Source organism: Streptomyces sp. TLI_053 (genome assembly GCF_900105395.1).
Lineage (GTDB): Bacteria > Actinomycetota > Actinomycetes > Streptomycetales > Streptomycetaceae > Kitasatospora.
Genome location: NZ_LT629775.1, coordinates 8,372,241 through 8,385,225, shown reverse-complemented (window position 1 = coordinate 8,385,225; position 12,985 = coordinate 8,372,241). Strand labels below are relative to the sequence as shown.

Sequence of the window (12,985 nt, the reverse complement as noted above, 5' to 3'; positions counted from 1 at the left end):
GGCCGGCCGGCAGTCCGCGCCGGTGGGGCGACGCGCAAGGAAGGGTGGAGCGGAACGATCAGGGGAGGAAAGCGATCCGACTCGGCGTCAGAACACCAGCGGGTCGGCCCACCCGGACGCCAGCAGGCCGCAGAGCAGCAGCACCGCGGTGACGGCGACGGCCTCGGCCGGGCCGAAGCGCAGGTCGGACGAGCGGCCGTAGGGACGGTCGGAGGGGAGGGCGGACGAGCGGTTGCCCGAACGGCCGGCGCGCCGGTCCGAGGGCCGGGCGAGGTCCGCGACGGTGGCGCCGTTGCCACCGCGGAGCAGCGGCCGGAGCGCGCCGATCAGCGGAACGACCGTGTAGGTGGTGAGTGCGAGCAGTCCGGCGAGCGCCCAGAAGGGCTGCCAGCCGTAGGAGTTGACGGCGCGGACGAGTCCGACCGCGCCGGCGACGACCACGAGGCCGAGCCAGCCGACGCCGATCCTGGCGACGCTGCGGGCCAGCGCGGTGCCGCCGGAGACGGCGCCGGTGGGCACCCAGTCGGCACTGCGGCGGCGCAGCGCGTGCGCGATGGCGACCACGTGGCAGAGCCCGCCCAGGAGTTGGACCCGGGTGACCTCGAAGCGCCAGTGGGTGCGGGACATCGCGGGGAGCAGGACGAGCGCGACCCAGATCGGCGGCAGGAACGGCAGCACCTGCCACGGGGCGATCTCGTCGGGCCGGAAGAACAGCATGATCAGGGCCGGCAGCGGCACGGCGAAGACGTTCACCGCGCTGGTGAGGTAGCCGAGGATGCCGTTCCAGAAGCAGAGCCGGGCCGAGCGGGGAAGCGGGCCGCGCCGGAAGTCGGGGTCCCCGACCAGGGCCAGCGAGCCGAGGCACCAGCGGTACTGCTGGCTGATGAAGGCGGGCAGGCCGGTGGGCGACATGCCCTTGGCGAGCAGCGCGGGCACGTACCGGGTGGTCCACCCGGCGCGGGCGAGCGAGAGGCCGGTGTAGAGGTCCTCGCTGTGGTCGATCTCGGCGAAGCCGCCCACGCGTTCGAGCGCGGCGCGCCGGTAGAGCGCGTTGGTGCCGCAGCAGACGGTGCCGTCCTGGGCGTCCCGGGAGGGCTGGATCCAGCGGTAGAAGATCTCCTGGGTGGCGCCGGCCGCGCGTTCGAGCCAGGACATCCCGGCGTCGGTGTCGAAGCACTGCGGGCTCTGCACGATGCCGATGTCCGGATCGTCGAGGTACGGCACCAGGTGATGCAGGAAGTCCGGGCGCGGGCAGAAGTCCGCGTCGAGGACGGCGATGATGTCGCCGGTGCCCTCGGCCAGACCGTGGTTGAGGTTGCCGGCCTTCTTGAACCGGCCCCGGTCGGGGCGGCTGCGGTACTCGAAGCCGTAGGACTCGGCGAGTTCGCGCACCTCGGGCCGGGCGGCGTCGTCGAGGACCAGGACGGTCAGCGCGCCGGGCCAGCGGACGGCGGCGGTGTGCCGGTAGGCGTTGTCCAGGACGGCGAGCGGTTCGCCGGCGGTGGGCAGCAGCAGGTCGACGCCCGGGTGCCGGACGGGGCGCCAGGCCCGGACCAGCAGGTCGTGCGAGTCGCGGGTGAAGCGCCGGGAGCGCTGTCCGTCGACGACGGAGAGCAGCCAGGTCGCGGCGTTGAGCACGGTGAGAGCGAGGAACGGCCAGAGCAGTGGGCGGCTGAGCGCGAAGAGGCCGAGCGTCGCGGTGGCGCCGGCGTACGAGAGGGTGGCGCAGAGCAGCACCCAGCGGCGCTGCGGGCCGAAGTACCAGTAGAGCTCCTCGTCGTCGGGCGGACTGGGCAGGCGCGACAGCTCGTCCTCGGCGCGCCGGTCGGCACCAGTACCGGGGGACGCCCCGGGACGGTCGGCACGTGTACCGGGGGACGCCCCGGGACGGTCGGCGAGAAGGCTGTCATGACGGTCGTCGGGCCCGCCGTCGGGTATTCGGCGCCCCGGGTGGTGCGGTTCCCGGTCGGGCGCGGACACGGCGTTGCCATGGTGTGCGGGCATGCGGAATGGCCCCCCTGAGCTGGGACGGAACATGGCCTTTCGCCGGCCAGCCTCTCACGTTGGTCTGGACCAATAGATCATCGGGCCGGACCGTCGGGCATCGTCCCAGGTCAGAGAGTTGACACCACGTCAGATTCGTACACCATCTGACGCCGCGTCACCACTACCGAACGGTAATCTCCTTGGTCAGCTTCTCGAACCGGAGGTCGGGGCGGAGCGGGATGCCGAAGCGCTCGTCACCGTACGGGAACGGCGAGAAGTCGCCGGTGCGGCGGAAGCCCCGGCGCTCGTACCAGGCGATCAGCTCCGAACGCTGCTCGATCACCGTCATCTCCATCTCGGCCACGCCCCACTCCTCGGCCGCGTACCGCTCGGCCCGTGCGAGCACGGCCCGCCCGAGGCCGCCGCCCTGGCGGCCGGGACGCACCGAGAACATGCCGAAGTAGGCGCGCGCGCCCCGGCGTTCCAGCTGGCAGCAGGCGAGCAGCTCGCCGTCCCGCTCCGCCAGCAGCACCACGCCGTCCGGGTGGGTGACGGCCGCGGTCACTCCCTCGGCGTCGGTGCGCTGCCCGGCCAGCAGGTCGGCCTCGGTGGTCCAGCCGGCCCGGCTGGCGTCCCCGCGGTAGGCGGACTCGACCAGGTCCAGCAGGGCGGGCACATCGGCGGAGGTCGCGGCGCGGAAGTCCAGCCGGTCGGTGCCGGCGGCCTCGGGGGCCGCGCCGGTGGTGCTCTCGGGCACAGGGTCCTCGTCTCTGGCGGGCCCGGACCGTGCGGGCCCGGGCGAAGGGGCGGCGGCCGTTCGGCCGATCCCCCGCATCGTGCCACAGCCGCCCCCGGCGCCCACCTGCGCGTACGACCCGGTCCGGCCGCGCGCACCCGGCGCGCACCCCGCCCCCCGGGGGCCAGGACCACCCGTCCCTCCCGACCACCCGGCCCGGCCCGGCCCCGAACCGCCCGCCCCCGCCCGACCGTCCGCCCGGCCGCCTGTCCGCCCGTCCGCCCGTCCGTCCATCACCCGGACACCCTCCCCCGCGCGGCACCGCCTCCGGCAGGATGACAGGAGGACCACGAACCCCGCCCGGCACGCCCGGACCGCCCGCCCCGGAGGCCCCATGACGACCGTCGAGATCCCCGGCTCCAAGTCCGTCACCGCACGCGCACTGTTCCTGGCCGCCGCCGCCGAGGGCACCACCACCCTGCTCCGGCCGCTGCGCTCCGACGACACCGAGGGCTTCACCGAGGGGCTGCGGGCGCTCGGTTACCAGCTCACCACCGCCCCGGACCGGTGGACGATCGAGGGCCGCCCGCAGGGCCCCGCGCACGACGCCGAGGTCTACTGCCGCGACGGCGCCACCACCGCCCGCTTCCTGCCGGTGCTCGCCGCCGCCGGCCGCGGCGAGTTCCGCTTCGACGCCTCCGCCCAGATGCGCCGCCGCCCGCTCGGCCCGCTCACCGAGGCGCTGCGCACCCTCGGGGTCGACCTCCGGCACGAGGAGGCCGAGGGCCACCACCCGCTGCGGATCACCGCCGACGGCGTCCGCGGCGGCGCGATCACCCTCGACGCGGGCCTCTCCTCGCAGTACCTCACCGCCCTGCTGCTGCTCGGCCCGCTCACCGAGCAGGGCCTGCGGATCACCGTCACCGACCTGGTCTCCGCGCCGTACGTGGAGATCACCGTCGCCATGATGCGGTCCTTCGGCGCCACGGTGACCCGTACCGGCCGGGTCTTCGAGGTCGCGCCCGGCGGCTACCGGGCCGCCACCTACCCGGTCGAGCCGGACGCCTCGACGGCGAGCTACTTCTTCGCCGCCGCCGCGCTCACCGGCCGTCGGCTGACCGTCCCCGGGCTCGGCAAGGACGCGCTCCAGGGCGACCTGCGGTTCGTCGACGTGCTGGCCCGGATGGGCGCGCGGGTCGAGGTCGGCACCGACCGGACCACCGTCGAGGGCCCCGCCGGCGGCCGGCTCTCCGGCCTGACCGTCGACATGCGCGACATCTCCGACACCATGCCGACGCTCGCCGCCGTCGCCCCGTTCGCGGACACCCCGGTACGGATCGAGAACGTCGCCAACACCCGGGTCAAGGAGTGCGACCGCCTCGACGCGTCCGCCGAGAACCTCCGCCGGCTCGGCATCGACGTCGCCACCGGGCCCGACTGGATCGAGATCCGCCCCGGCACCCCGCGCGGCGCCGCCCTCGCCTCCCACGGCGACCACCGGATGGTGATGTCCTTCTCCGTCACCGGCCTGCGCACCCCCGGCATCACCTTCGACGACCCCGGCTGCGTACGGAAGACCTTCCCCGCGTTCCACGAGGTCTTCGGCCGGCTGCGCCAGGACTGGACCACCACCGGCTGAGCACCACCGGCCGACCCGGGACGCGGCGTCCGGGAGGGTGCCCTCGCTACCAGAACCGGGCGAGGGCACTCTCCTTGAACGGCTGCGGGGACACGCTCAGGTCCCCCGAGAACGGCCGGTCCAGCACGACCACCAGCAGCAGGCTGAAGCCGATCAGCGTGGCCACCGTGCCGACGAACAGCAGCCGCGCCCGCCGGTCCCGCACCCCGTACATCAGGGCGAGCGCGGTCATCACCACGGCACCGCCGAAGATCAGCGCCTGCAGCAGCGCGGGCAGGCTCCCCCGGCTGTCGGCGAGGCGGCTGCGCCGCAGGCCCGCGACCTCGTTGAGGCTGTCCAGGGCCTTGCCGTAGAAGGCCTCCTCGGCGGGCGTTTCCGGCTGGTACCCGACGAACACCCGGTACATCCCGTCCACCGCCCGGGTCGTCACCGCCGAGTCCCCCTGCCCCTCCCGCATCAGCGGCCACTGGTCCTCCACCACGGCGTGCACGTAGTCGTGCACGGCCGCGTGCACCGCGTCGCGGGTGGCCGGCGGGAACGCCTCGGCGTCGCGCACGATCTGCGAGACCGCGCTCGCCTCGGTCGCCACGATGTGCCCGGCGTCGTGCAGTTCGGTCCACAGGTTCACCACGACGAACGCCAGGATGATGCCGTAGATCGCCCCGAACATACCCAGCAGCACCCCGGCCATGTCGTTGTACTCGCCGTCCGCCAGCCCCGGGAACCGGCGCAGTGCCAGCACGCTGCTCCCCAGCGCGACCAGCACGAACCCTCCCACCACCAGTACGGCCAGCGGCACGGTCGGGACGTGGTTCAGCAGCCACAGATCCACCTGCCTGCACTCCTCGCGGACCGGGCCCCGGCGGGCCACCCGCAGCCATCATGAGCGGTCGACCGCCACCCGCTCCGGATATCCGCCGCTCCGAGCCGCGTGCCGCCCCGGACGACGGGCAACCGTGTGACACCCGGCGTCCCGGCTTCGGGAGGATCCGTGCCCGGGACGCGCCGCGACCGAGGGCTCGGGCCCCTCGGCGCTCCCCCTGCCCGGGTCCGGGTCGCCGGGAGGTGCTCCCGCTTCTGGTAAGCGCTATCCACGCCTCCGCGGGCCCGTCCGTCAGCCCGCGACCGGCCCCGTGCTGCCGCGCACCACCAGGGCCACGCCCAGCGGCGCCTGCCGGGCGGGCGACGCGCCGTCCGCGATCAGCTGGACCGCCCGCTCCCCCGCCTCCTCCAACGGCAGCCGGACGGTGGTCAGCGACGGCCGGAGGTCCACCGCGAACGGGACGTCGTCGAAGCCGACCACCGAGACCTCCGCCGGGACGCTCCGCCCCAGGTCGTCCTGGACGGCGGCCAGCACACCCGCCGCCATCACGTCGTTCAGGGCGAGCACCGCCGTGACCCCCGGCTCGGCCGCGAACAGCCCGAGCGCCGCGTCCCGGCCCCCGGCCCGGGTGAAGTCCGCGAACACGACGCGGCGGTCCGGGAGTTCACCACCGAGGCGGGACCACGCCGCCCTGATCCCGGCGAGCCGCCGCCGCACGGTCACCAGGCGCTCCGGGCCGGCGACCACGCCGATCCGGCGGTGCCCGAGCTGCCAGAGCTCGGCGGCCGCACGCTCGGCCCCGCCGGTGTGGTCGAGCGGCACGTACGGCTCGACACCCCGCTCGCCGATGCAGGACACCCGGCCGCCGTCGGCCCGGAAGGCGTCCAGCTCGGCCGCCAGCCGTGCCGTGAGGTCCGGATCGGCGACGCCGCTGCCGGCGAGCAGCACCGCCCGCGCCCGCTGGGCCCGCAGGCTCCGCACGTACTCGATCTCCAGCTCGGGGTCGCCGAACGTGGCGGCGATCATCACCATCAGCCGGTGCCGCTTGGCGGCCCGCATCGCCCCGGCGGCGATCGCCGCGAAGTACGGGTCGGCGATGTCGTGGACGACCAGGCCGACGACCGAGGTCGAGGAGCGGGCCAGCGCCTGCGCGGGCGCGTTGGAGACGTAGCCGAGGTCCCGCGCCGCGTCCTCCACCTTGCGGCGCAGCTCCTCCCCCACGGTTCGGGTGCCCCCGTGGAGCACCCGCGAGGCCGTGGCGATCGACACCCCGGCGTGCTCCGCGACGCGCTGCAGCGTCACGGCACCGGTGGAACGGGTGGCACGGGTGGTTGACCTCGGGTTCGGCATGCTCGTAACGTACCCGGCGGAAAGCGCTTACCAAGAATCCCGCGCAGCTCCCCGCGAAAGAAGGTCCACCATGTCCCGCAGGGTGATCGGCATCGTCATGAACGGTGTCACCGGTCGAATGGGCTACCGCCAGCACCTCGTCCGCTCGATCCTCGCCATCCGTGAGCAGGGCGGACTGCCCCTCGGCGACGGCGAGGTGCTGTGGCCCGAACCGATCCTGGTCGGCCGCAGCGCCCGCAAGCTCGAGGAGATCGCCGACCGGCACGCGCTCACCCACTGGACCACCGACCTGGACGAGGCCCTCGCCCACCCGCTGGCCGAGATCTACTTCGACGCCCAGCTCACCCAGGTCCGGGAACAGTCCATCCGCAGGGCCGTCGCCGCCGGCAAGCACGTCTACACCGAGAAGCCCACCGCCGAGTCCCTCGACGCCGCACTGGAGCTGGCCCGCCTCGCCCGCGACGCCGGGGTCCGCAGCGGCGCCGTCCAGGACAAGCTGTTCCTGCCCGGCCTGCTCAAGCTCAAGCGCCTGGTGGACAGCGGCTTCTTCGGCCGGATCCTGTCCGTGCGGGGCGAGTTCGGTTACTGGGTCTTCGAGGGCGACTGGCAGGAGGCCCAGCGGCCGTCCTGGAACTACCGCGCCCAGGACGGCGGCGGCATGGTCCTCGACATGTTCCCGCACTGGCGCTACGTGCTGGACGGCATCGTCGCCCCGGTCCGCTCCGTCTACGCCCACACCACCACCCACATCCCCACCCGGGTCGACGAGCAGGGCCGCCCCTACGAGGCCACCGCCGACGACGCCGCCTACGGCATCTTCGAGCTCGAGGGCGGCATCACCGCCCAGATCAACTCCTCCTGGGCCGTCCGCGTCGACCGCGACGAGCTGGTCGAGTTCCAGGTCGACGGCACCGAGGGCAGCGCCGTCGCCGGACTGCGCGAGTGCCGCTTCCAGCACCGGGCCGCCACCCCCAAGCCGGTCTGGAACCCCGACCTGGCCGTCACCGAGTCCTTCCGCGACCAGTGGCAGCGGGTGCCGGACAACGCCGAGTTCGACAACGGGTTCAAGGTCCAGTGGGAGCTGTTCCTGCGGCACGTGGTGACCGGCTCCGAGTACCGGTGGGACCTCCTCGAGGGCGCCAAGGGCGTCCAGCTCGCCGAACTCGGCCTGCGCTCCGCCCGCGAGGGCCGCCGCCTGGACGTGCCCGACCTCGCCCTCTGACCCCCGCGCCCGGCTCCCGCCGCCCCGGCTCCTCCCGCTCCCGCCCTGCTCCCACCCGCACCCCGACCCGATTGCTGACACCATGACCGAGATCGACCTGCCCGGCCACGGCCGCCACCGGATGTCCGAGCCGCCCCGCCTCCCGCCCGCCGCCGAGCCGCCGGCCGGCCGCATCGTGTACGCCGCCGCCCACGTTGTCGCCGACCCGCTCGGCGACAACGCCCCCGGCGCACCCGCGGCCGTCGACTGGGACGCCACCCTCGCCTTCCGCCGCCACCTGTGGTCCCTCGGCCTCGGCGTCGCCGACGCCATGGACACCGCCCAGCGCGGCATGGGCCTCGACTGGCCCGCCACCCGCGAACTGATCACCCGCTCCGGCGCCGAGGCCCGCGCCACCGGCGGACTGCTCGCCTGCGGCGTCGGCACCGACCACCTCGCGCCCGGCACCCACGCCCTCCCCGCCGTCGCCGCCGCCTACGAGGAGCAGCTCGACGTCGTGCAGGCCGCCGGCGCCCGGCCGATCCTGATGGCCAGCCGCGCCCTGGCCGCCGGAGCCCGCGGCCCCGAGGACTACCTGAGCGTCTACAGCGGGATCATCGGCCGGGCCGAGCAGCCGGTCGTCCTGCACTGGCTGGGCGAGATGTTCGACCCGGCCCTGGCCGGCTACTGGGGATCCACCGACCTCGACGCCGCCACCGCCACCGTGCTGGAACTCATCGGGGAGCACGCCGACCGCATCGACGGCATCAAGGTCTCGCTGCTGGACGCCGACCGCGAGATCGCGCTGCGCCGCGCCCTGCCCGCCGGGGTCCGCCTCTACACCGGCGACGACTTCCACTACCCGGAACTGATCCGCGGCGACGAACACGGCCACAGCGACGCCCTGCTGGGCGTCTTCGACCCGATCGCCCCGGTCGCCGCCGCCGCGCTGCACGCCCTGGACGCCGGGGACCTCGACCGCTACGACGCGCTGTTCGCGCCGACCCTGCCGCTGGCCCGGCACCTGTTCGCCGCCCCCACGTACCACTACAAGACCGGGATCGTCCTGCTCGCCTGGCTGGCCGGGCACCAGGACCACTTCACCATGGTCGCCGGCGCGCAGAGCGGCCGCTCGGTGCCGCACCTGGTCGAGCTGTTCCGCCTCGCCGACGCCGCCGGGATCCTGCCCGACCCCGATCTCGCGGCCGACCGGATGCGGCGCTACCTCGCCGTGGCGGCCCCGCTCGGCTGAGCGGCGACCGGCCTCCCCTCTCCGCCCTGTCCTCTCCGCCCTGACCTCCCGTCCCTCTCCTCCCCTGCCTTCGCCCTCCCCTGCCCGAAAGGAGCCCGGCGCCGTGACCGGACTCTCCCGCCTGTCGCTCAACCAGATCACCACCAAGCGCTGGAGCCTGCCCGAAGCCGTCCAGGGCTGCGTCGACGCCGGGATCCCCGCCATCGGCCTGTGGCGGGACAAGGTCGCCGAGACCGGCCTCGCCCGCTCCGCCAAACTCTGCCGTGACGCCGGACTGACCGTCAGCAGCCTCTGCCGGGGCGGCTTCCTCACCGCCACCGGGCCGGAGGAACGACGGGCCGCGCTCGCCGACAACCTCCGCGCCATCGAGGAGGCCGCCGAACTCGGCACCGACACCCTGGTCATGGTCGTCGGCGGCCTCCCCGACGGCAGCCGGGACCTCGTCGGCGCCCGTCGCGCCGTCTCCGACATGATCGCCGAACTCGCTCCGCACGCCGGCGACTTCGGCGTCCGGATGGCACTGGAGCCGCTGCACCCGATGTTCTGCGCCGACCGCGCCGTCATCTCCACCCTCGGCCAGGCCCTCGACCTCGCCGCACCCCACCCCGCCACCCAGGTCGGCGCGGTCGTCGACAGCTACCACGTCTGGTGGGACCCGCAGCTCCCCGAACAGATCGCCCGCGCCGGCCGGGAGGGCCGCATCGCCTCCTACCAGGTCTGCGACTGGACCCTGCCGCTCCCGGCCGACGTCCTGCTCGGACGCGGCCACGTCGGCGACGGCCACATCGACTTCCGCACCCTCACCGACCAGGTCTCCGCCGCCGGCTACACCGGCTGGATCGAGGTCGAGATCTTCAACCAGCAGATCTGGGACACCCCCGGCGACCGGACCCTGCGCACCCTCGCCGAACGCCATCTCACCCACGTGGTCCCGGCATGAGGATCGTCCTCGCCCCCGACTCCTTCAAGGGCACCGCCACCGCCGCCGAGGCCGCCCGGGCCCTGGCCGACGGCTGGCACTCGGTGCGGCCGGGCGACCAACTCCTGTCGCTGCCCATGGCCGACGGCGGCGAGGGCACCCTCGACGCCGTGGCCACCGCCCACCCCGGCGCGACCGTCCACGAGGTCCCCGGCTGCACCGGCCCCGACGGCCGCCCCGTCCCGGGCCGCTACCTGCTGCTCCCCGACGGCAGCGCCCTCGTCGAACTCGCCACCGCCAGCGGGCTCCCCCTGCTCGAGGGCCGCCCCGCACCGCTCGCGGCCACCACCCGCGGCACCGGCGAGGCGATCGCCGCCGCGCTGGACGCGGGCGCGACCGCGCTGACCGTCGCCCTCGGGGGCTCCGCCTCCACCGACGGCGGGGCCGGGCTGCTCTCCGCACTCGGCCTCCGGGTCCTCGGCCCCTCGGGCGCCCTGCTGCCCGACGGCGGCGGCGCCCTCGCCGCGGCCTGGCGGATCGACACCCGCTGGCTGCGCCCCGGCCCGCCCGGGGGCGTGCGGCTGCTCACCGACGTCACCAATCCGCTGCACGGCCCCGACGGCGCGGCGGCCGTCTACGGCCCGCAGAAGGGCGCCGGTCCCGCCGAGATCGGCCTGCTGGAGGACGGACTGCGCCGCTACGCCGGGCTGCTCGGCGGCGACCCGGACCAGCCCGGGGCCGGAGCGGCCGGCGGCACCGCCTACGGCCTCGCCACCGCCTGGGGCGCCGCCATCACCCCGGGCGCGGCAGCCGTCGCCGACCTGCTCGGCCTGGACGCCGCCCTCGCCGGGGCCGACCTCGTGGTCACCGGCGAGGGCCGCTTCGACAGCACCAGTCTGCTCGGCAAGGCGGTCGGCGAGGTGATGGCCCGGGCGCGGCGCGCCGCCGTGCCGGTCCGCGTCGTCGCGGGCGACTCCACCGACCACCGGGCGCTCACCCTGCTGTCCCTGGCCGGTGACAGCGGTGACGCACAACGGCGGGCCGCCCACTGGCTCGAGCTGGCCGGGAGGCACCTGGCCCACTCGGTCGGACGCGCGGCGCGCTGACGCACGCGGCCGAGGGGGCCCGGTGAAGGGGCCCGGCGACGGCGTCGGCGGGGTGGTCGGTGAGGGGGCCGACGTCACCCTGCCGGGCCCGGCTCAGCCGTGCGGGTGTCGGTGGCGGCCGGTTCCGCCGCAGGTCGTAACTTTCCGGACCGCCGTTCTTTGATCCGGACAGCAGTGATTGCAACCGGTTCAGGGCGTGCAGCACCTTCAGCCGGCGCACTGTCGACCACCACCGGGTCGACCAGTGCTTCGAGTTCATCTTGAGAGGAATGCGGAAATGTTCAAGAACACCTTCGCCGCCGCCGCCGGCCTGGCCGCCGCTGCCATCGCGATGTCCGCCGGTTCGGCCTTCGCCATCGCCGACTCGGACGGCGCCGCCGTCTCGTCCCAGGGCAACGGCGGGACCAACCAGACCGGCACCCACGGCGACCACAGCGCCAACTTCCACACCCTCGACAACCCGAACATCTGCCTCCCGGAGGTCCACAACATCGCGGTCGGCGCCGTCATCGGCGTGGCCGTCCCGATCGAGGTCCCGGTCCTGAACAAGACCCCGAAGCAGATCTGCAACGTCGGCCACAACACCCAGTCCTCCGGCGACGGCGGTGTCTCGCACCTGATCGGCTGATCCAGCGGCGTTCCTGGGCCCCGGTGACACGTCGCGGGGTCCGGGTACCGCGCGGGACCGACGCCCGGCCGGGGCTTCCCGGCCGGGCGTTCGGCATGTCCGGTTCGCCGCGGCGGACTTGCGCGTCGCGGGAAGAGTGCGCGACCAATGGCCGACCGGCACGCGAAGCCCGGGCAGCGCGGGAGTGCGGACGCGCGGGTCGCGACCCGACCCGCCGTCCGGGTCCGGGGCCGCCTCCCCAGGTGGGGGCTGGTCCTGCGCGCACAAGGCGTCCGAGTGGTCGGAACCATTCCCCTGTGCCCCCCGGTCGGAATGTGGCCACCGATACCTGGCGGGCTGGCACGTACATGGCTACCCTGCTGCGGCCGGACACCGTCACCGGCCGTCCCGCAGTCCGCACCCGCCCCACGGGACGTCAGCACCGGACCAGAGGAGTGTCATGCCCAGCACTTCCCGCTCCGCCCGCCCCTCCGGCACCAGCGTCCTCCGGAAGCCCCGGCAGCACCGGCTCGGGGCGTTCGCCGCCGTCGCGACCGCCGTCGCCCTGGCCGTCGGCATCGCCGCCCCCGCGCACGCGGCCGGCGGCCACCTGCCCCCGATCCACCCCGAGCTCGACTTCGCCGGCTCCACCGTGGCCGCCCACGAGGGCCGCGACGGCACCGCCCCGCTCGCCGCCCTCGCCGTCACCCAGACACCCGGGCTCGACGTCGCCAGCTACCAGGGCAACGTCAACTGGCCCTCGGTGCGCGCCAACGGCGCCCGCTTCGCCTACGTCAAGGCCACCGAGGGCACCACCTACACCAACCCGTACTTCACCCAGCAGTACAACGGCTCCTACAACGCCGGGCTGATCCGCGGCGCCTACCACTTCGCCCTGCCGGACCGCTCCTCCGGCACCGCGCAGGCCAACTGGTTCGTCGACCACGGCGGCGGCTGGTCCCGCGACGGCAAGACCCTCCCGCCGGCCCTCGACATCGAGTACAACCCCTACGGTGCCACCTGCTACGGCCTCGGCCAGAGCGCCATGGTGAGCTGGATCCGCGCCTTCAGCAACACCGTCCACTCCCGCACCGGCCGCTATCCCACCATCTACACCACCACCAACTGGTGGGCCACCTGCACCGGCAACAACGCCTCCTTCGGTGCCACCAACCCGCTCTGGATAGCCCGTTACGCCTCCGCCGTCGGCACCCTCCCGGCCGGCTGGAGCTACCAGACCATCTGGCAGCACGCCGACTCCGGCACCTTCCCCGGCGACCAGAACCTCTTCAACGGCGCCTTCGACCGCGTCCAGGCCCTCGCCAACGGCTGAGGCCCGTCCCCGGCACCCCTCCCGCTGTGCCGC

11 protein-coding genes are annotated in these 12,985 nt (G+C 74.6%); 7 read left to right on the top strand and 4 right to left on the bottom strand.

What is annotated here, in order from left to right:
- Window positions 1–87: 87 nt before the first annotated feature.
- A complete protein-coding gene (locus BLU95_RS34975; protein WP_173862193.1) occupies window positions 88–2,004 on the bottom strand; it encodes a glycosyltransferase family 2 protein in 1,917 nt (638 codons plus the stop codon).
- Window positions 2,005–2,167: 163 nt separating this feature from the next.
- Entirely contained in the window at window positions 2,168–2,743 is a 576-nt protein-coding gene (locus BLU95_RS34970; protein WP_231978036.1) for a GNAT family N-acetyltransferase, read from the bottom strand.
- Between the two features lie 373 nt (window positions 2,744–3,116).
- Between BLU95_RS34970 and aroA the strand changes: the two genes are divergently transcribed.
- Window positions 3,117–4,361 (top strand): 3-phosphoshikimate 1-carboxyvinyltransferase, encoded by a 1,245-nt coding sequence (gene aroA, locus BLU95_RS34965; RefSeq protein WP_093863507.1) that lies wholly within the window; start codon window positions 3,117–3,119, stop codon window positions 4,359–4,361.
- A gap of 46 nt (window positions 4,362–4,407) precedes the next feature.
- Here the strand turns inward: aroA and BLU95_RS34960 are convergent, their stop codons facing one another.
- Together BLU95_RS34960 and BLU95_RS34955 are read right to left on the bottom strand one after the other, a co-directional pair.
- Window positions 4,408–5,193: a bestrophin-like domain gene (locus BLU95_RS34960; RefSeq protein WP_093863506.1), complete on the bottom strand. Its 786-nt coding sequence runs from the start codon at window positions 5,191–5,193 to the stop codon at window positions 4,408–4,410.
- A 282-nt stretch (window positions 5,194–5,475) separates the two neighbouring features.
- Window positions 5,476–6,534 (bottom strand): LacI family DNA-binding transcriptional regulator, encoded by a 1,059-nt coding sequence (locus tag BLU95_RS34955; protein ID WP_093863505.1) that lies wholly within the window; start codon window positions 6,532–6,534, stop codon window positions 5,476–5,478.
- A gap of 70 nt (window positions 6,535–6,604) precedes the next feature.
- Between BLU95_RS34955 and BLU95_RS34950 the strand changes: the two genes are divergently transcribed.
- From BLU95_RS34950 to BLU95_RS34925, 6 genes are all read left to right on the top strand, one after another.
- On the top strand, window positions 6,605–7,756 hold the full coding sequence (locus BLU95_RS34950) for a Gfo/Idh/MocA family protein (protein ID WP_093863504.1): 1,152 nt from the start codon (window positions 6,605–6,607) through the stop codon (window positions 7,754–7,756).
- Window positions 7,757–7,838: 82 nt separating this feature from the next.
- Complete coding sequence (locus BLU95_RS34945; RefSeq protein ID WP_093863503.1) at window positions 7,839–8,987, top strand: dihydrodipicolinate synthase family protein; 1,149 nt, start codon at window positions 7,839–7,841, stop codon at window positions 8,985–8,987.
- 103 nt (window positions 8,988–9,090) lie between these two features.
- On the top strand, window positions 9,091–9,927 hold the full coding sequence (locus BLU95_RS34940) for a sugar phosphate isomerase/epimerase family protein (protein WP_197698656.1): 837 nt from the start codon (window positions 9,091–9,093) through the stop codon (window positions 9,925–9,927).
- Window positions 9,924–11,012, top strand: coding sequence for a glycerate kinase (locus BLU95_RS34935; RefSeq protein ID WP_093863501.1), 1,089 nt, complete (start codon window positions 9,924–9,926; stop codon window positions 11,010–11,012). Before BLU95_RS34940 ends, BLU95_RS34935 begins: the two co-directional genes overlap by 4 nt.
- Window positions 11,013–11,289: 277 nt before the next feature.
- Window positions 11,290–11,640 (top strand): hypothetical protein, encoded by a 351-nt coding sequence (locus tag BLU95_RS34930; RefSeq protein ID WP_030396522.1) that lies wholly within the window; start codon window positions 11,290–11,292, stop codon window positions 11,638–11,640.
- Between the two features lie 439 nt (window positions 11,641–12,079).
- Entirely contained in the window at window positions 12,080–12,952 is an 873-nt protein-coding gene (locus BLU95_RS34925; protein WP_093863500.1) for a lysozyme, read from the top strand.
- Window positions 12,953–12,985 lie beyond the last annotated feature (33 nt).

Coding starts and splice junctions, on each gene's coding strand:
- BLU95_RS34950 (WP_093863504.1), top strand. CDS start 6,605: ATGTCCCGCAGGGTGATCGGCATCGTCATGAACGGTGTCACCGGTCGA.
- BLU95_RS34945 (WP_093863503.1), top strand. CDS start 7,839: ATGACCGAGATCGACCTGCCCGGCCACGGCCGCCACCGGATGTCCGAG.
- BLU95_RS34955 (WP_093863505.1), bottom strand. CDS start 6,534: ATGCCGAACCCGAGGTCAACCACCCGTGCCACCCGTTCCACCGGTGCC.
- BLU95_RS34935 (WP_093863501.1), top strand. CDS start 9,924: ATGAGGATCGTCCTCGCCCCCGACTCCTTCAAGGGCACCGCCACCGCC.
- BLU95_RS34975 (WP_173862193.1), bottom strand. CDS start 2,004: ATGCCCGCACACCATGGCAACGCCGTGTCCGCGCCCGACCGGGAACCG.
- BLU95_RS34925 (WP_093863500.1), top strand. CDS start 12,080: ATGCCCAGCACTTCCCGCTCCGCCCGCCCCTCCGGCACCAGCGTCCTC.
- aroA (WP_093863507.1), top strand. CDS start 3,117: ATGACGACCGTCGAGATCCCCGGCTCCAAGTCCGTCACCGCACGCGCA.
- BLU95_RS34930 (WP_030396522.1), top strand. CDS start 11,290: ATGTTCAAGAACACCTTCGCCGCCGCCGCCGGCCTGGCCGCCGCTGCC.